Origin of the sequence: Blautia sp. OF03-15BH, assembly GCF_003463065.1 — a bacterium.
GTDB lineage: Bacteria > Bacillota > Clostridia > Lachnospirales > Lachnospiraceae > Limivivens.
In genome coordinates, this window is sequence record NZ_QSCM01000012.1 from 73,890 (window position 1) to 92,468 (window position 18,579).

An 18,579-nucleotide genomic window follows, 5' to 3' on the forward strand; every position below is an offset into this window, starting at 1 on the left:
TTCACCTTCCGTTCAGGAGATATGAATATTCAGCTCTCTGCATGCTTTCTCTGTTGGAAAATCTCCTTCTTTTACAAAAGCAATCAGGAGCTCTCCTTCTATAATGGGATCTGCCGGAGAAATAATAAACTCAAAGGCCTGTGCAGGAATGCATATGGCATGATCTGTTTCCTCTGCCTGGAGCCATCCGGCATCCCGGTCCATATACCAGAGCTTTTCCGTCTGGCTTTCCTCTTTCCGGATCAACTTGCATGTGCTTTTTTCCTGGCCGATCTCCAGCGTGATCCATTCCGTATACCAGTAATATTCCTGCGCCAGTTTTCTCGGACACAGGCGTTCCATCTGATAAATTCCCATACCGGCCTCATAGGTTCCCGGCTCATACCGGAAGCGAAGATCCGAATGATGGAGAACCCTCTCGCTGAGTACGCCGCTGTTTATAAACTGACAGATACTCTCCACCGTCTTCTCCCCTGCCACATGTTCCATCCGACAGGAATCTTCTTCCGCATCCTCCGGCTTTACGCCTGCCAGCTGAAGAAATTGTTTAAAGGTCTCATGACAGTAGCCAAGTTCTTCCCCTCTGGCGATACCAAAGGAGGTCAATCGGATTTCATCTGTGTTTTCAAGTGGAAAAATGTAACCGCATTCCAGCATTTTTTTCAGATAGTAGGTACACTCTCTTCTGGACAGCTGAAATTTTTCACACAGCCGGGATGATGAAAGCGGGCTGCTGTTTTTTCTCCAGCGGCAGAGCTGCTCCAGCATATTTTCCACCGTCTCGCGTTTCGAGCAGGGCATTCCGCCTGCCAGATCTTCCATTAATTCCTGTCCTTTTTTCTCGTTCATATCAGCTCCTCGTAAGTCACGACTAATCAAAAGTTTTATATCATAAGCAGACATTAGTGTCAACAAACTTTTGTTAGTTCGTACTCACCAGTTACGGTTTGGACTGTCAAAAAATGGCCTATTTCCGGGATTTTCAAAAAAAGAAGGATGAAAAAAACGCTCAAGTTGTCTTAATCTGCATGAGCGTTTTTTCATCCTGATAGAAGTTTCAGAATAGTTTTTCCGGATCTGTGGTCTGTTCGTCGATACACACGGCATGGACGGTCATACGGAATCATAGCCGTTTCCGGTGCAGGTGGAGAGGGTCAGGATATGGTCGCTGCTCTCTGGATGAATCCCGGTCTCGATCAGGGAATCCTCCACGAACTCGTCGATAAAGTCTTTGTATTCTTTTCCCGGGATATAGCCGACGTGGAAGACGTTTCCTGATATGGAGTCCATCTGGCTAGCGAAGATCTCGTAGCGGTACGCTTTGGTCTCTGTATACAACGTAAAATAAGGATGTTTTTCCAGAAATCCGTCTCTTTGTAAAGATCCAGATCGCCGAACATGCTGCCATCGCGCATATTATGGCCATAGATAACCGCATAGTAATCAGAAAAGTCCGGCTTGTTTTTTCCTTCCAGAAAGATGCTTCCGGCGATGTGCTCTTCCTCATAAATATCGCTGCGGAGATATTTCTCATCGTCTCCCGAGTACAACACCGGATAGCTGATGTGAAGATCCTCTGCATCGGTGTCCTAGGTGTGAGCTTTGGGGGCACCTGTTTTTGTGCCGGATATACAGTCGACCAGATAAATTTATTTAGTTTACAGGCTTCTTTCTCTTGCAAAGTTGTGATATACTCAAAAGAGATTATCATTCATCTTTCAAAACAGAAAGGAGCCGTCAACATGCCATTACTCAATGAACGCATTTATACGATTGAAGATATTTACTCCCTCCCGGAAGGCGAACGGGCTGAGCTACTCGACGGCCGCATTTACAGCATGTCACCGCCAAGCACCAGGCATCAGATCCTTAGCGGTGAATTTTACGCTATTATTCGTAATTATATCCGTGAAAATTCCGGACAATGCAGACCCTATATTGCACCATTTGCAGTTTTTTTAGACGAAGACGAGAAAAATTATGTAGAGCCGGATGTCTCCGTTATCTGTTCTTCTGACAAAGTAGATGATAAAGGCTGTCATGGAGCGCCAGACTGGATCATCGAAATTGCATCCCCTGCTACCCAGAATCGCGATTACGGCATCAAGCTTTTCAAATACCGCACAGCTGGCGTCCGGGAATACTGGATCGTTAATCCCATGAAAGAAATTGTAAATGTTTATGATTTCGAGAAGGAAATTCAGAACGGCCTGTATTCTTTCGATGATGAAATTCCGGTAGCTATTTACCCTGGATTTTCTATCAGAATTTCTGATTTGCTGGAATAAAGATGATGTTGGGGGCAAAAGTTTTTTTGCCCCCAACTGATGCTTACCCAGGGAGCTGGGGGACGTGCTCTCACCCAATCCGAGACCTTCCGGAAGAGATGATTTTATGAGTACATATGAGGAATTTATGGTCTTTTGCCTATCCCATCTTTAATGGTCTGTATTATTTGCCCGGATAATTGTTATAATTCCAAGCACCAATGCTGCTCCTCCAATAATCCCAATCACAATCACCGCCGGAGGAAAATTTCCAATCCGTCCAGCCACAAAGACTGCCGTCGGTCCGTCGCTTCCCGGCAGCATGAAAGTCCATGTGCGCGTCGTAAAAAGCTTCCGTGCGTACAGCAGCATGAACATACCCGCAATGCACAACACTCCGCCGCCGATAACCCTTTTAACCATTCTTTTCCTCTGACTCCTCTGACGTGCAGCTTCTTTTTTGTCTGTACAACAAAAAAACCGGAAAACCTTGATTTCCAAGATTTCCCAGCTTCAGTAACAGGGGATGAGAGAATCGAACTCCCACTAAGAGTTTTGGAGACTCCTGTCATGCCATTTGACCAATCCCCTATGGCTTCGCGTTACTCATATTTTATAACACATTTTCCGGGGAATGTCAACGATATTTTTGAAATAATTCAAAAAAATGAAATCAATTTCTACAACTTTCAGTTATGCAGGGCTTTTTCCAGTCTCTGCAAAGCTTCTTTCAGAGTGCTTCGCTGGCAGGCATACACCAGATGTTCTATACAAATTCTCACAGACTCCGCAGCACATCCTTCAGCGTACGGACACCGATGATCTCGATACCGTCCGTTTTTCCCATGCTGCGGATGCTGACCGCCGGCATGATGACGGTATGGAAGCCCAGTTTTTTGGCTTCCTGGACTCTCTGTGCCGCCTGACTGACTGCACGGACTTCGCCGCTTAACCCCACCTCACCGAAGACGATCGTCTTCTCATCAATGGGTTTGTCCCGGTAGCTGGAAAGAAGCGCCATAACGATACCAAGATCCATGGCCGGTTCATTCATCCGGATGCCTCCTGCGATATTTACATACGCATCGCAGACACCAAGGCGGAGTCCCAGACGTTTTTCCAGAACCGCCATGAGAAGGTTCACACGGTTATAATCGGCTCCGTTGGCCGTACGGCGGGGCATGGGGAGATTGCTCTGGCAGACCAGCGCCTGGATCTCCACCAGGATCGGCCGCGTTCCCTCCATGGAGCAGGCCACAACAGAGCCGGAAGCATTTTCCGGCCGGCCGCTGAGCATATATTCCGAAGGATTCGGCACCTCCGCCAGACCTTTTTCCTGCATCTCAAAAACACCAATCTCATTGGTGGAACCGAAACGGTTCTTGACTCCCCGGAGTACCCGGTAGGAAGCATGGCGATCTCCTTCAAAATAGAGGACAGTGTCCACCATATGCTCCAGAACCCTGGGTCCTGCCACAACGCCCTCTTTCGTCACATGACCCACGATAAAAATCGTGATTCCAAGAACCTTCGCCAGCTGCATGAGGATCCCTGTCGCCTCACGGACCTGAGAAACGCTGCCCGGCGCAGAGTTAACGGACTCACTGTACATCGTCTGGATCGAATCGATGACTACGATCTCCGGTTTGCTCCTCTCCAGGATTTCCCGGATGTCACCAAGATTTGTCTCGCAGAGGATCAGAAGGTCATCTCCTGCTTCTCCGACCCGGTCTGCCCGGATCTTGATCTGCTGGGCGGATTCCTCTCCGGAAACATAAAGTACTTTTCGCCCTTTGTTTGCCAGCGTTTTGCACACCTGCAGAAGCAGGGTGGATTTCCCGATTCCCGGATCACCGCCTACCAGCACCAGAGAGCCGGTGACAATACCGCCGCCCAGGACCCGGTCCAGCTCTTCCATCCCTGTGGAAATCCGAAGATTTTCCTGCGGCTTGATACCGGCGAGCCGCGATGGCTCCTGAAGCTGCATCCGTCTCGTGCTTCCGGCAGCGGCAGACGTCTTTGTTCCGGCTGTTTTTACTACCGGCTCCTCCACAAAGGTATTCCATTCCTTGCAGGCCGGGCACTGTCCCATCCATTTGGCGGATTCATAACCACAGTTCTGGCAGAAAAATGCGGTTGTCTTTCCTTTTGCCATTTACTCCACTCCTTTTCTTTCATAGAAAAAGGCTGGCGGGAGTTGTTGTCCGCCAGCCTTTCTTAAATTATTCAGAGCCATCTCGATTCCGCTTCACTTCATCTCGATGTGGCTGCCCGCCACATCGCTTACCGGTCAAAAGTGCTCATTCATGCAGGCATGCACCGCACTTTCGTCCAACAGGCTGCATGGCTTCTGAATCATTACATTTTCTCAATCTTAATAGAAGCTTTTCTGGAGGGGTCAAGCTCTACGCTCAGAGCCAGCTTGCCGCCCAGGTTGGTCTTCATCTCACCGATCTCTTTCTCGTCTACAAATACCTGATAAGAGGTATCCTCTTCCAGCTCTACGGTGATCTGTGCATCCACAGCTCCCTCTACCTGGAAGGTCATGCCGTTCTCAGTCACCTGCAGATGATCTACTGTGGTTCCCGGAACGGACTCATAAACGAACATACCGTTGCGCTCCAGCTTGGTGATCTCCTTGAAGGTTTTTACTTTATATAAATCTCCCTGATGTTCAAAATCCTGCTTTTTGGATTTGCTATCCAGTTCGTAGTTTCCAAAGCTTAATGTTCCATCTGCTTCTGAGCGGATGAGTTCGGTAATTACTGACATCTCTTATGTCCTCCTGATCGTCTTTCTATTCTTCTCTTTATCCGGAAACTGCCGGCCGGATCCCACAAACGGTTCATCTCTAGCTCCGGCAGTCATCCTGTACAGAAATAGTTATTCAGATTTTAACATAAATCCTCATTTTTTTCCAGTTCTTTATGGTGCTTTACCACAAATTTCACTTCCTTTTTCGCAATGCCGACCGCAACGGTATCTCCTGCCTTCACCCGGCCCTCCAGGATCTCCTGTGCCAGAGCATCCTCCACCTTGGTCTGAATGGCCCGTTTCAGCGGGCGTGCTCCGTACTTTTCATCAAAACCGGCTTCCGAGATCAGCTCTTTCGCCGATGGCCGTACTTCCAGTGTGATATCCAGCTGCTGCTTACACCGTCTTGCAAATTCATTCAGAAGAATGCCTGCGATCTTCTTCACATGCTCCTTATTCAGAGAATGGAAAACAATGATCTCATCGATACGGTTCAAAAACTCCGGCTTAAAGATCCGGCGCACCTCCTCCATGACATTGTCCTTCATCACCTGATAATTCCGCTTTTCATCATCTACAGCCGCAAAGCCAAGCTTCTTTGGCGTCATGATGGAAGAAGCGCCTGCATTGGAAGTCATAATGAGGATCGTATTCTTGAAATCCACTTTTCTTCCTCTGGAATCTGTGATATGACCGTCATCCAGCACCTGAAGAAGGATATTGAAGACATCCGGATGCGCTTTCTCGATCTCGTCAAAAAGGATGACAGAATAAGGATTCCGGCGGACTTTTTCACTGAGCTGGCCGCCTTCTTCATACCCTACATATCCTGGCGGAGAACCAACCAGCTTGGAAACGCTGTGCTTTTCCATGTACTCCGACATATCTACCCGGATCATGGCCTGTTCACTGCCGAAGACCACTTCAGCCAGTGCTTTGGAAAGCTCTGTTTTTCCAACACCGGTCGGACCGAGAAATAAGAAAGAACCGATCGGCCGTCTGGGATCCTTCAGGCCTACTCTGCCACGGCGAATGGCCTTTGCCACCGCCTGTACTGCCTCATCCTGACCTACCACCCGCTGATGCAGCGTATGCTCCAGCTTCAGAAGACGATGTGATTCCTTTTCTGCCAGCCGCTGCACCGGAATCCTGGTCCAGAGAGCCACCACCTCCGCAATGTCCTCTTCCCGTACTTTTGCGGCATTTTCTCCGGCTTTTTTCTGCAGACGCTTTCTCTGCTGTTCAAATTTCTGCCGGACTTCTACCTGCTCTTTTTTATAATCTGCCGCCTTGCTGAAATCATTTTCCACAATAGCGGCTTCCTTCCGTTCTTCCAGTTCCTCTGCTCTGGTTTTCAGCTCCTCCAGCGCTTTCGGGATCTTGTAACCCTGCAGCTGTTTCCGGGCTGCTGCTTCATCCAGAAGATCAATCGCCTTATCCGGAAGAAAACGGTCATTGATATAACGCTCAGACAGCGTCACTGCCGCGTGGACTGCCTCATCCGTGATCTCAACGCCGTGATGTTTTTCGTACGCTTTGCGAAGCCCCTTCAGGATCTCCACTGTTTCTTCCATGGTGGGTTCTTCCACATTCACCGGCTGGAATCTCCGCTCCAGAGCCGGATCCTTCTCAATGTATTTCCGGTACTCTTCAATCGTTGTCGCACCGATGAGCTGGATCTCTCCCCTTGCCAGGGAAGGCTTCAGGATATTGGACGCATCCATGGCTCCCTCTGCTCCGCCAGCCCCAATGATCGTATGAAGCTCATCAATGAAAAGAAGGACATCCTGGCTTTCTTCCGCCTCTTTGATGACGCGTTTGATCCTCTCCTCAAACTCTCCCCGGTATTTGCTTCCGGCTACCATACTGGCCATATCAAGTGTCAGAAGTCTCCGGTTCTGTAAAGGAGACGGAACGGCTCCCATAACAATCCTCTGTGCAAGCCCTTCCACAATGGCTGTCTTTCCGACTCCGGGTTCTCCTACCAGGCAGGGATTGTTTTTCGTCCGACGGCTCAGGATCTCCATGATCCGCTCGATCTCCTGCTCTCTTCCTACTACCGGATCCAGTTTTCCTTCCTCTGCCAGAGCGGTCAGATCCCGGCTGTACTGTTCCAGAGTCGGTGTATTTCCTCCCTCGCCCCGGTTTGGATTCCTGGCTCCCTGGCTCAGCTCCCGGTAAATTTCTTCCGAAATGCCCATGCTGTCCAGGATCGCACGGTAAAGCTTCTGAAGGTTCACGCCCATCGTATGAAGAAGTCTCGTTGCCACGCACTCCGGATCCTTGATGATCGTGATCAGGATGTGCTCCGTTCCTGCTTCCTCCATATGAAACAGTTCCGCCTCACGGACACTGTTTTCCAGGATAAGGGAAGCTCTTGGCGTATAGCCTTCACGGGACGCAAGACCAACTCCGCCCTCCGGAGCAATGAGCTGGTCGATCAGGCCTTCCAGCTTCTCTTCTTCCACGCCGGCTCCCATAAGGACCTGGGCTGCTGTTCCCTCCTGTTCCTCCAGAAGTCCCAGCAGAAGATGTTCGGAACCGATATAGCTGTGTCCTCTCCGCCTGGCCGCTTTTGCGGCAAGCTTCAGGGCATTGGCTGCTTTTTTCGTAAACTTCTGCATCAAAATATCCTCCTACTTGTCGTCATATCCGTCAAAAATCTCATCCACCATATCGTGGATCTCCTGCCTCGTGATATTCTTGCATCTGCCTTTTGCCAGCAGAACCCTTAAGTTTTTCTGCATTTCATCCAAAGCCTGCAGCTTGTCCACATCCAGGCTCACGATCGCACCACGGCGGCGGTCTATCGTCACAAAGCCTTCCTGACGCAAAACGGAATATGCCTTGTTTACCGTATGCATGTTAATCCCGATATCCTCCGCCAGCTGACGTACCGAAGGAAGGACGTCGCCCTCATGGAGTGTGGATGTGGCTATCCCTAAAATGATCTGATTACGAAGCTGGATATAAAGAGCCTCGTCACTTTGAAAATCAATCTTTATCAACATATTGTTCCGCGGTCACTTTTCCGCGATTCACCTCGTTTCCGTTGTTATACACATGATAGCACAGATGCCCGAGGAATGCAAGACGCAAGCATTCTTTGTATAGCAGCAGAACGAAAAAAGGAGCTTCGCCCGAAGGCTTCTGCTCCTTTTTCTCATGATCAAAGCTCGACCATGGTCACATCTACATCTTTTTTCTCACCGTCAGCTGCTGGCTGATTCTGCGGCTCTGCCTGAGGAGCAAATGCTTCCTGAGAGGCATCTGCGCCGGAAAACGGCTGCTCCGGAGTCTGATTTACCGGCTGCTCTGCCTGCTGATAAGGATTCTGCTGCTGGTAAACGGGCTGCTGCTGATAAACCGGCTGCTGATAGGAATTCTGCTGCTGGTAGACCGGCTGCTGCTGCCAGGTCTGGTCAGCCGGCTCCTGATAATTCATCTGGCGGCCGTCCTGCTCCGGCTGTTTGCCTTTTTTCTTATTGCGCTTTTCTTCCTTTGCACGCTGTTTTTCTTCTTTCTTAGCCTGTTTCTTTTCCTTGCGGGTCAGGGGCTGAGCAGGTTCTTCATAGTAGTTTCCGTACGGATCCTGACCATAACCTGCATTTCTTCCGGCTCCCATTTCTTCCAGATCACGAAGATCATCCTTGAGATCCTTGTTTTTCAGGATCTGATTGATGATGATGAACAGAAGAAGAACAGAGAACGCGATCAGTCCGTAAATGATCTTCATGGAAAGATCCAGACGCTCTTTATAGGAATTCACCTGATTATTCAGCTTGATATAAGCCTCATTCTGGGTGATCTCGGTAGCCGGCGTCTCGGTGACAGCCGGCGTCGGAGCCTCAGTCACAGCTTCCGTTGCTGGCTCTGTCTCGCTTTCTGTTTCCGGTGCCAGGCTTTCATCTACGGATACATGAAGCGTATAGGTAAAAGCACTGCCATTCTCTGCAGTAACGGTTACCAGTACCGTTCCCGTCCCATTGTCCAGGGTCGTTCCCGTAATGGAGCTCACAGAAGCGTTGGAATCGGAAGTTGTGGGGTTCAGGATCAGCTCTGCTGTTCCCGGCGCCACCTTTACGTCATACTCCCAGGTGCTGTACACGAAATCAGGAGAAACTGTTCCGTTCTCCACATTCAGTGCAGACAGAGAGTTGTCAGACGAAGCCATAGCCGTGACACTCATCATAAAGAGAAGAAGCAGGCCAAGGATCAGCGTACCCTTCCAGTTTTTCTTTGTTTTGTTCATAAATCTTGTACCTCTCTTACTTTCAAGCCTCATCAATGGCTTTTCCAATGTCATGGCGGTAATACTTGTTGTCAAAATCGATCCATTTGACAGCCTCATAGGCATTGGCTCTGGCCGCTTTCAGGTTTTCTCCTTTTGCGGTCACACCAAGTACGCGGCCTCCGTTGGTCACGATCGTATCTCCGTCAAATTTTGTTCCTGCATGGAATACATAGTATCCTTCTTTGTCTTTGAAGTTTTCCAACCCGCGGATCGGAAGACCTTTCTCATATTTTACCGGATAACCCTCACTTGCAAGAACTACGCAGACAGCTGCGTTATCCTCAAACTGAAGGTCTGTTTCATCCAGTTTTCCATCAATGCAGGCCTCACAGACATCCACCAGATCATTTTTCATCCGCGGAAGGACTACCTGTGCCTCCGGATCACCAAAGCGGGCATTGTACTCCAGCACACGCGGTCCTTTTTCTGTCAGCATCAGACCGAAGAAAATGATTCCCTTAAACTCACGGCCTTCTTTTGCCATGGCATCCACCGTTGCCTGATAGATATATTTTTTACAGAAATCATCCACTTCATCCGTATAGAAGGGACTGGGTGAAAAAGTTCCCATTCCTCCGGTATTCAGTCCGGTATCACCGTCTCCTGCCCGCTTATGATCCTGTGCAGAGGTCATAGTCTTGATGGTCTTGCCGTCCACAAAGGAAAGGACAGAAACCTCACGGCCGGTCATAAACTCTTCCACGACCAGACGGTTTCCGGCAGAACCGAATTTCTTATCTGTCATGATCTCTTTGACGCCCTCTTTTGCCTCGTCAAGATTCTGACAGATCAGAACGCCTTTTCCGAGAGCCAGGCCGTCCGCCTTTAAAACGATCGGGAAGTCCGCTGTTTCCAGATATGCAAGTGCAGCCTCTGCAGAATCAAAGGTTTCATAGGCAGCTGTGGGGATCTGGTATTTTTTCATCAGATCCTTGGAAAATGCCTTGGAACCCTCCAGGATCGCTGCGTTCTTTCTCGGACCGAAGACCCGTAAGCCCTGGGCTTCAAACGCATCAACGATACCGCCTACCAGAGGATCATCCATTCCAACGATGGTAAGGTCTACCGCCTGTTCTTTTGCAAATGCAGCCAGCTTGTCAAACTCCATGGCTGTAATAGGAACACATTCTGCATACTCCGCAATTCCGGCGTTTCCCGGTGCACAGTAAATTTTATCCACTCTGGGGCTCTGAGCCACTTTCCACGCAAGTGCATGCTCTCTGCCGCCGCTGCCAACGATCAATACTTTCATTTTCTATGCTCCTTTATCCTTCCAAGATCACTGTCCGGTGATCCACTACCTTTACTTTTCCGTTAGCGATCAGATCGATCGCCTTCGGCATGATGACCCACTCTGCCTCTTCCATCACACGACGCTGAAGTATCTCCGGTGTATCGCCGTCTTTGATCTCTACGGCTTTCTGAAGAATGATCGGACCGGTATCCGTGCCGTCATCCACAAAATGAACCGTAGCGCCAGTCACCTTCACACCACGCTCCAGAGCCGCTTCGTGAACCTTCAGGCCATAATAGCCGGTTCCGCAGAAGGAGGGAATGAGGGACGGATGGATATTGATGATCCGGTTCGGATAAGCCTCTACCATGATCTTCGGGATCACCACAAGACAGCCTGCCAGCACCACAAGATCTACGTGATAAGACTGGATTTTCTGAAGAAGCGCCCCGTTAAATTCCTCTCTGGACGCATAATCCTTCGGTGATACGACTGCCGCATCGATGCCGTTCTGCTTTGCTCTTTCCAGTGCGTAGGCAGAACGGTTATTGCTGATTACCACTGCGATCTCGGCATTCGTCACGGTTCCGTTTCCAATGCTGTCAATGATCGCCTGGAGATTGGTCCCGCCGCCGGAGACCAGGACTGCCATTCTCAGCATAAGGTTACTCCTTTTTCTCCTGCATCGATATGACCGATGACATAAGGAGTCTCACCGGCTGCCTTGACAGCCTCCATAACGGTATCCGCATCTTTCGGATCCACAGCAAGCACAAGACCGATACCCATATTGAAGGTATTGTACATCATATGCTCCTCGATCTGGCCTTCCTTCTGAAGCATGCGGAAGATTGCCGGAACCTCATAGCTGTTCTTCTCGATCACTGCATGTGCCCCTTCCGGAAGCATACGCGGAACGTTCTCGTAGAAACCGCCGCCGGTGATATGGCTGCAGCCTTTTACTCTCACGCCTGCATTCTTGATGCTCTTCATCGTCTTTACATAAATCTTGGTCGGTGCCAGAAGTGCCTCGCCGAGAGTCTTTCCAAGCTCCTCATGATAGGTATCCAGAGTTTCCTTCTCCATCTTGAAGACGCTGCGGACCAGTGAAAAGCCATTGCTGTGAACACCGCTGGATGCGATTCCGATCAGGGTATCGCCTGCTTTGATATCTGCTCCGGTAATGAGGTCCTTCTGATCTACCACACCAACAGCAAAGCCTGCCAGATCATACTCATCCACCGGATAGAAGCCCGGCATCTCAGCAGTCTCACCACCGATCAGCGCTGCATCAGACTGGAGACAGCCATCAGCCACACCTTTTACGATGGAAGCGATCTTCTCCGGATAGTTTTTGCCGCAGGCAATGTAATCCAGGAAGAACAGCGGTTCTCCGCCTGCACAGGCAATGTCGTTTACACACATAGCCACACAGTCAATACCAACGGTATCATGTTTGTCCATGATGAAAGCCAGTTTCAGTTTGGTACCTACTCCGTCGGTTCCGGATACCAGGGTCGGATGCTCCATATCTTTAAATTTATCCATGGAAAATGCACCTGAAAATCCGCCGATCCCGCCAAGCACTTCACTGCGCATGGTTTTCTTTACATGCTCTTTCATAAGCTCTACTGATTTGTAACCCGCCTCGATATCTACGCCTGCCTTCTTGTAATCCATTTTGGAAAATCCTCCTTCATTTATCCTGATCTCGTTTTTCTCGAAATGTTTCTCTGAATTATTTCTTCATGTATTCCTTGTATCCAACCTTATCAAGCTTCTCAGCCTTTGCCACTACCTGCTCTTTCATTTCCAGGGAGTAAGCTTTCAATTTCTCAAGAAGCGCCTCATCGGAAGTTGCAAGGATCTTGGCTGCCAGAATACCTGCGTTGGCACCACCGTTAATGGCTACCGTCGCCACCGGAATGCCTGTGGGCATCTGCACGATGGAGTAAAGGGAGTCTCTTCCTCCCAGAGAAGTGGTGTGCATGGGAATACCGATGACCGGCATCGGGAAAATAGCAGCGCACATTCCCGGCAGATGAGCCGCCATACCGGCTCCCGCAATGATCACCTTAAAGCCCTTGCTCTCAGCGGATTTCGCATACTCAAAAAACTCATCCGGTTCTCTGTGTGCAGAAATAATGGTCATTTCATAATCGATTCCCAGTTTTTCCAGGATATCCGCAGCTTTCGCCATAACCGGCATATCCGAATCACTGCCCATTACAATACCGACTTTTGCCATGATTCATAATCTCCTTTAGATATGTATAGTTTTATTTCAGTTCCTATCCTTTTATTTTACTAAGACTTCCTGTCATTGTCAACCAATCTTCCTTAACGCATTTCACATTTATCCAGTGCTTTTTCCGGAAAAAAACGACAAATTGTCAGAAAAAGAGGCGGAACATCAAAAAAAGGCTGCAGTCTCCGGAACGGATCTTTCCGAAGAACTGCAGCCAGTCTGCTTTCTGATATAAAAACTACCCGGCCAGATGCAGGACACCGATGAGCAGGATGCCGCACAGACCATAATAAGAAATAACTGCCACCAGGTCGTTGATCGTAGTGATCAGAGGACCGGAAGCCACTGCCGGATCCACATGGATCTTTTTGAAAAAAAGCGGGATACAGGTTCCCACTGCTCCGGAAATGACCATCGCCAGAACCAGAGAAAGACCGATACAGGCAGATACCGCATAAGAAAAACCAAATGGTTTTCCTTTAAACAGTGCAATGTAAAGACCGATGAGCAGGAACGAAAGGACTCCCAGGATCAGACCATTGGAGAAACCGATGCGCATTTCCTTCCATACCAGTTCCAGCTTCTGTCTCCCGGTCAGGGACTCATCCATCAGCACACGGATGGTAACAGCCAGAGACTGGGTACCCACGTTACCTGCCATGTCAAGGATCAGAGACTGGAAACACATAATGATGGTGAGCTGGCTCACTACCTGCTCAAAAATGCCTACCACAGATGATACCACCATGCCAAGTCCCAGCAGGATCAGAAGCCAGGGAAGACGTTTTTTGATACTCTCTTTTAAAGGCTCCTTCAGATCCTCCTCTGCAGTCAGACCTGCAAACTTCGCATAGTCCTCTCCCATCTCATCATCGACCAGTTCTACAATGCTCTGAGAAGTGATCACACCCAGAAGCTTGTTGTCATTGTCCAGTACCGGGATGGAGTCTTCGGAATAGTTTTTCAGCTTTTCGATACAGTCATCGATCTGCTCCTGTCCGTAAACGTACGGATAGGAGGTAACGATCTGCTGCTCCAGAGGGGATTCCTGCCTGGCAATGATCAGATCCTTCAGATCGATGGCTCCATAAAAGGTGCCGTCTTCCGTCACCACAAAGATCGTGGAAATATTATCATTTTTGGCCGCCTGCTCGATCAGGCCGCTCATGGCCTGTTTTACCGTAAGATTCTCACGGATCACGATACAGTTGGTCGTCATGCGGCTTCCGATCTCCTCATCGTCAAAGGAAGCAATGATCGCCATATCTTTTCTGGCATCTGCATCCATCAGAGCGATCAGGACCGGTCTTTTTTCCTTGGATGTCATACGCAGAACATCCACTACAGCATCCGTTTCCATACCGGAAAGGATCGCTGCCGCCTTCTTGATGTCCATCTCATCCAGATATTCCGCCGCCTGTTTTTCATCAATATGCTCAAAAATATCGGAAAGCATCCCAATATCGAGAATGCGGTATACCTTCCGTCTTTCCGTGAGTGTCAGTTCCGGAAACACCTCTGCCAGATCGTTCTCGTGATAATCTTCCAGCTTGTCACGCATGATCCCCGGTGAGGCGTTGCTTCTGACAATGTCAAGGATTTCTGACTTGTAATCTTCCTGTACGTTGTTTTCCATTTCGCCCTCCTGTTTTACCTTCTGGTAAGGTAATTCTATCCATTCTTTCTGTTTTTTTGCACACGCAAAAAAGATGCTGCTGCCGGAAATTTAATTTTCGGCCATGACATCAAAAGAGATGAAGAACTTTTTGTCCTTCATAAACAGTTGCAGTTATAGCGATACTCAGGCTTGGATTTTTGAAAACAGAACAGGAAATATCAGAGCAGGCAGAACAGACTGCCGCTCATCTCCCATTCCATGTTTCTACTTCGCCCATGACTGTCGCAACCGTCCATTCTGTTCACCTGCCTTTATCCATAAATTTTTTCAGAAATTTCAGCAGATACGTTTTGCGTTTTTCTGCCGATCTACATAAAGATGAGCCGGAGATCCCCGACTCCTTTGCTATTATAGTACCTTTCCCCGGAAATTGCAACCGGGGAATCACGACCGGACGCAACAGATTTTCAAGACTGTTCTTGCAATTATCTTACCCCATCAGTATAATATACTGTTGTGGGTAAAAAGTCTTTTGCCCCGGCTGACGACAATAAATCCTCAAAAGAAGTAAAGGAGAAGTTATATATATGAGTCACAGTATAGCAGTCATGACTGACACAAACAGCGGACTTACCCCGGAGCAGGCGAAGGAGCTTGGCGTTTATCTTCTGCCTATGCCTATTCTTATCAATGGAAAAGAGTATTATGAGCATCAGACCATCACTCCGAAGGAATTTTATAAAGAAATGCAGGAGAAAGCGGATATCAGCACAGCACAGCCCTCTCCCGCTGATCTGATGGATCTCTGGGAAGAAATTTTAAAGACCCACGATGAGATCGTGCATATCCCCATGTCCAGCGGTCTTTCCGGAAGCTGCGAAACCGCCGCCGGTTTTGCAAAAGAGTTTGACGGCCGTGTCCTTGTCGTAGACAATCACCGGATTTCCGTTACCATGCGTCAGTCTGTTCTGGAAGCCCTCCAGATGACCAAAGATGGAAAAACAGGCAACGAAATCAAAGAATATCTGGAAAAAGACGGTCTGGAATCCAGTATCTACATCGCCGTCAATACTCTGGAATACCTGAAGAAGGGCGGCCGTGTCACAGCTGCCGGTGCTGCCATCGGCAGTGTCCTTAATATCAAGCCGGTGCTTCAGATCCAGGGTGGAAAACTGGATGCCTATAAGAAGGTCCGGGGTATGAAAGCTGCGATAAAGGCCATCATCGACGGTCTGAAGCAGGATGAAGCCGTTCGCTTCAAAGATCAGAAGCTTCTGATCCGTGCCGCTTATTCCGGAGACGACTCCGTGGGCGAGATGTGGCAGGCAGAACTGCAGAAAGCGTTCCCGGAATACACCATTGAAAAAGATCCGCTTCCCTTAAGTATTGCCTGCCATACCGGTGCCGATGCCCTTGGAGCCGGTATCATGAAGGATATTTTATAACGGTTCGTTCAGTTCTTCCGTTCCAGGCAGGACAAAACGCCCGTTTTCCAGAATGGAGACTTCGCTTCCATCCGCTTTGATGACACGGACAGCCCCCAGTTCCTTATAAGGCACCGTGATGTCGGTATGACAGCCAAAGTAAGCTTTGGAAACATCTTCTTTGCGCAGAAGCGAAACTTCATTCTCACGGGCAATCACTTCTTTTCCATCCGGATTGTAGATCGGACAGTCTTCTTCCCAGCTGTAGCAGGTATCTCCAACCGCAAAATGCGGTCCCATTTTTTCTGCAATAAGCACCGGCAGCTGATCGCCAATGCCGTATTTCTCTGATACCGCATAAGCAGTGGTATTGGTTCCGATCGCAAACTCACCGAGCGGCAGGCTCTTATGATGGTTCATGATCGTTTCTTTCAGATATTCCTGATTTTTCTCTTCCGATTCAAAATTAGAACAATGATATTCTGTCACCATGCCATCCTGAAATACCAGGCGAAGCTTCTTATAATAAAGCCCTGCCAGGAAGGTTTCCGTCACCTCCAGCACGCCATTGGTCCCGGCAAGCTTCGGAGATGTGAACACTTCTCCTACGGGAATGTTGCAATCTGCCACGCAGTTTTCAAAAATAGTTTCTCTGGAAGGATCCTTCAGTTCATGAAGAGCGACTGTGATATCGGTATGGTTTTCTCCTCTTCCCAGTACACGGACCTTCACTCCCTGATCAAGCGTATCGATGATCGTCTGCTGGATCTTCTGATACTTCTGATAATCCAGGGTATTGATCCGGATCACTTCACGGAAAATCTCCGGAAACCTGTCTCCTACCTCCGGTGTCGGGAAGCAGATCACCGTAAAGCCGGTCTCTTCTCCATTGATATAACGGTTCCGGATCTGAGTCAGTTCATTCTGATATTCAAGGACCAGTTTCTGCTGACGCTCTGAAAAATGGCAGGCACTCTCTTTATCTGCCGGTGCAAAGGGTTTGCCGCCGAATACCTCCTGACAGGCAGGACCGGCAAACTCAGCAGCCAGTTTTTTGTTTTTCTCATAAGCGGTCCGCATGACACCAAGTCTTCTCTCATTATAATTTCCATCCAGGAAAAGAGCCTCATCTGCACGATGATCATACGCATACTGTTTGTTCGGGATTCCTCCGCAGTAGCCAACCGCACGCACACCAGACGCTGCCCGGTAGATCACCGGCTCCAGTCCCATTGCCCGGAAGTTTTCTACTGCCTTCCGGATCATCCGCTCAAATCCAATGACAAAACGGACATTGACCGTCTTCTTTCTGGAAAGCTCCTTCCTGCTCTGGATGAAATACAGCCGCAGTCCCTCACTGTATACATTTGCCATACGCGCAACGGTCTCTTCCGGCAGCTGATTGATATACTCTGCCATCTTCACTTCGTTATCAGAGATATATTCTCCATATTTATACAGATAACGGAGGTCGGAAAGATCAGACTCCATCAGGATCTTTCTGGCAAAATCACAGTCCGGATCCAGCTGCTGCGTCAGGCGCTCCATCAGGAAAAGCTCACTGTAATCACTCTTGAACCAGTAGAGGATCTGCTGAATCTCACGATAAGAAGGAAGTTCCTCCCCTTCAAAAGCATTGTATACTTCAATAAAAAGCTCTGCCAGAACCACGATCTCCTCCAGCCGCTGTTCAAAAGCACTGACAATCATCGTACGAAGCTCTGTATACAGGAAGCACAGCAGCTTGCTGTGTGTTTCTCCCAGTTCTTTCAACGCATAATCCGGATTGGCAAAACTCTTTGCGTAATGCTCAGGAAGGATATCCAGATAAAGGCTCCTGTTCAGAGTCTGCCATTCCTTTAAAGTATAGTTTTCCGTGTGGCCGTTCCTGATCTCTCCGTACAGGCCCTCCATCGTCAGGATAAAACCGGCTGTTCTTCTGAAATACGGCTGATAGATCTCCGGCACCGTAGCTTCTCCGGCGATCTCACCGATCCGCTCCATGGCCAGTTCAAAACGCTCCCGGAGCACGTCGTTTTCTTCGTTCTTTTTTGTTTCCATGACTATCCTTTCATTCCTCATTTCTTACCTTTATGTTTCCGTTTTCCACATTTTTGTCAAGAATCTTCTTTGTATATTTCCAGAGTTCTTCACTGCCCTCATGCACTCTGGCATCCAGTTTCAGGATCTGATCGATATACACCCCATGCTTGGTCCAGGAAATACCGCCGGCTGCATCATTTAAAAATACCGGTTGGATCTTGTCCAGTGTATTGGCAAACCTGGCCTCCGGGGTCTCCATAGCCTCAAATTCATCCCAGAGTTCCCTTGCCATTCTGGCCTGATCCGGCGGAAGGAGATTGTAGATCCGGTCGGCTGCTTTCAGCTCCCGTTCCTCCTTGCTTTTGTTTCCTTCCTCATCGTAAGCATAAGTGTCTCCCGCATCGATCTCCACCAGATCATGCATCAATACCATCAGCATCGTATGAGCCACATCGATCTTTTCATTGGAATACTCAGAAAGCAGTGCACACATCACCGCCAGATGCCAGGCATGTTCTGCATCCGTTTCCTGGCGGCTCGCATCTGAGATCAGGGTCTGCCGACGGATATTTTTCTCTTTATCAATCTCCAGAATAAAATCCATCTGCTTTTTCAGTCGTTCCATATCCATTTTCTTATCCGTTACTGAAAACTTATAAAAAGTTATAAACTTCCATGTTTCATTCCTACTTCAACG

The 18,579-nt window shown here is 48.7% G+C and carries 17 protein-coding genes and 1 tRNA gene; 2 read left to right on the plus strand and 16 right to left on the minus strand.

Annotated features, from left to right (window positions below):
• Positions 1-12 precede the first annotated feature (12 nt).
• Both DXA57_RS12580 and DXA57_RS17525 read right to left on the minus strand, forming a co-directional pair.
• On the minus strand, positions 13-849 hold the full coding sequence (locus DXA57_RS12580) for a metal-dependent transcriptional regulator (RefSeq protein WP_158571325.1): 837 nt from the start codon (positions 847-849) through the stop codon (positions 13-15).
• A gap of 264 nt (positions 850-1,113) precedes the next feature.
• Positions 1,114-1,290 carry a hypothetical protein gene (locus tag DXA57_RS17525; protein WP_243005793.1) on the minus strand — a complete coding sequence of 59 codons (177 nt, stop codon included), beginning with the start codon at positions 1,288-1,290 and terminating at the stop codon, positions 1,114-1,116.
• Between the two features lie 452 nt (positions 1,291-1,742).
• On the opposite strand from DXA57_RS17525, the gene DXA57_RS17840 reads away from it, so the two are divergent.
• Complete coding sequence (locus DXA57_RS17840) at positions 1,743-2,288, plus strand: Uma2 family endonuclease (protein ID WP_117767696.1); 546 nt, start codon at positions 1,743-1,745, stop codon at positions 2,286-2,288.
• 150 nt (positions 2,289-2,438) lie between these two features.
• Here the strand turns inward: DXA57_RS17840 and DXA57_RS12595 are convergent, their stop codons facing one another.
• The 12 genes from DXA57_RS12595 to mgtE all read right to left on the minus strand — a co-directional run bounded on the left by DXA57_RS12595 (position 2,439) and on the right by mgtE (position 14,433).
• Positions 2,439-2,690 carry a hypothetical protein gene (locus tag DXA57_RS12595; protein ID WP_117767697.1) on the minus strand — a complete coding sequence of 84 codons (252 nt, stop codon included), beginning with the start codon at positions 2,688-2,690 and terminating at the stop codon, positions 2,439-2,441.
• 97 nt (positions 2,691-2,787) lie between these two features.
• Positions 2,788-2,858, minus strand: a tRNA-Trp gene (locus tag DXA57_RS12600).
• 187 nt (positions 2,859-3,045) lie between these two features.
• The gene (radA, locus tag DXA57_RS12605) at positions 3,046-4,422 is read right to left on the minus strand and encodes a DNA repair protein RadA (RefSeq protein WP_117767698.1); all 1,377 of its coding nucleotides are present in this window, start codon (positions 4,420-4,422) and stop codon (positions 3,046-3,048) included.
• A 203-nt stretch (positions 4,423-4,625) separates the two neighbouring features.
• A complete protein-coding gene (locus DXA57_RS12610; RefSeq protein WP_117767699.1) occupies positions 4,626-5,039 on the minus strand; it encodes an endosialidase in 414 nt (137 codons plus the stop codon).
• Between the two features lie 122 nt (positions 5,040-5,161).
• Positions 5,162-7,648 carry an ATP-dependent Clp protease ATP-binding subunit gene (locus tag DXA57_RS12615; protein ID WP_117767700.1) on the minus strand — a complete coding sequence of 829 codons (2,487 nt, stop codon included), beginning with the start codon at positions 7,646-7,648 and terminating at the stop codon, positions 5,162-5,164.
• 9 nt (positions 7,649-7,657) lie between these two features.
• On the minus strand, positions 7,658-8,032 hold the full coding sequence (locus DXA57_RS12620; protein WP_117767701.1) for a GntR family transcriptional regulator: 375 nt from the start codon (positions 8,030-8,032) through the stop codon (positions 7,658-7,660).
• Positions 8,033-8,190: 158 nt separating this feature from the next.
• Entirely contained in the window at positions 8,191-9,273 is a 1,083-nt protein-coding gene (locus DXA57_RS12625; protein WP_147345695.1) for a cadherin-like beta sandwich domain-containing protein, read from the minus strand.
• Positions 9,274-9,295: 22 nt separating this feature from the next.
• Positions 9,296-10,567 (minus strand): phosphoribosylamine--glycine ligase, encoded by a 1,272-nt coding sequence (gene purD / locus DXA57_RS12630; RefSeq protein WP_117767703.1) that lies wholly within the window; start codon positions 10,565-10,567, stop codon positions 9,296-9,298.
• Positions 10,568-10,580: 13 nt separating this feature from the next.
• Positions 10,581-11,210, minus strand: coding sequence for a phosphoribosylglycinamide formyltransferase (purN, locus tag DXA57_RS12635; RefSeq protein ID WP_117767704.1), 630 nt, complete (start codon positions 11,208-11,210; stop codon positions 10,581-10,583).
• Positions 11,204-12,229 carry a phosphoribosylformylglycinamidine cyclo-ligase gene (gene purM, locus DXA57_RS12640; RefSeq protein WP_117767705.1) on the minus strand — a complete coding sequence of 342 codons (1,026 nt, stop codon included), beginning with the start codon at positions 12,227-12,229 and terminating at the stop codon, positions 11,204-11,206. The genes purN and purM overlap by 7 nt, the downstream gene beginning before the upstream one ends.
• Positions 12,230-12,287: 58 nt before the next feature.
• Positions 12,288-12,797 (minus strand): 5-(carboxyamino)imidazole ribonucleotide mutase, encoded by a 510-nt coding sequence (gene purE / locus DXA57_RS12645; protein WP_117767706.1) that lies wholly within the window; start codon positions 12,795-12,797, stop codon positions 12,288-12,290.
• A gap of 238 nt (positions 12,798-13,035) precedes the next feature.
• Positions 13,036-14,433 carry a magnesium transporter gene (gene mgtE / locus DXA57_RS12650; RefSeq protein ID WP_117767707.1) on the minus strand — a complete coding sequence of 466 codons (1,398 nt, stop codon included), beginning with the start codon at positions 14,431-14,433 and terminating at the stop codon, positions 13,036-13,038.
• A 569-nt stretch (positions 14,434-15,002) separates the two neighbouring features.
• Between mgtE and DXA57_RS12655 the strand changes: the two genes are divergently transcribed.
• The gene (locus tag DXA57_RS12655; protein WP_117767708.1) at positions 15,003-15,860 is read left to right on the plus strand and encodes a DegV family protein; all 858 of its coding nucleotides are present in this window, start codon (positions 15,003-15,005) and stop codon (positions 15,858-15,860) included.
• Here DXA57_RS12655 and DXA57_RS12660 read toward each other — a convergent pair.
• Both DXA57_RS12660 and DXA57_RS12665 read right to left on the minus strand, forming a co-directional pair.
• Positions 15,855-17,900 (minus strand): aminopeptidase, encoded by a 2,046-nt coding sequence (locus DXA57_RS12660; protein ID WP_243005794.1) that lies wholly within the window; start codon positions 17,898-17,900, stop codon positions 15,855-15,857. The two genes, DXA57_RS12655 and DXA57_RS12660, sit on opposite strands and share 6 nt — an antisense overlap.
• Positions 17,901-17,910: 10 nt before the next feature.
• Positions 17,911-18,507 carry an HD domain-containing protein gene (locus DXA57_RS12665; protein ID WP_199612729.1) on the minus strand — a complete coding sequence of 199 codons (597 nt, stop codon included), beginning with the start codon at positions 18,505-18,507 and terminating at the stop codon, positions 17,911-17,913.
• Between the last annotated feature and the right edge of the window lie 72 nt (positions 18,508-18,579).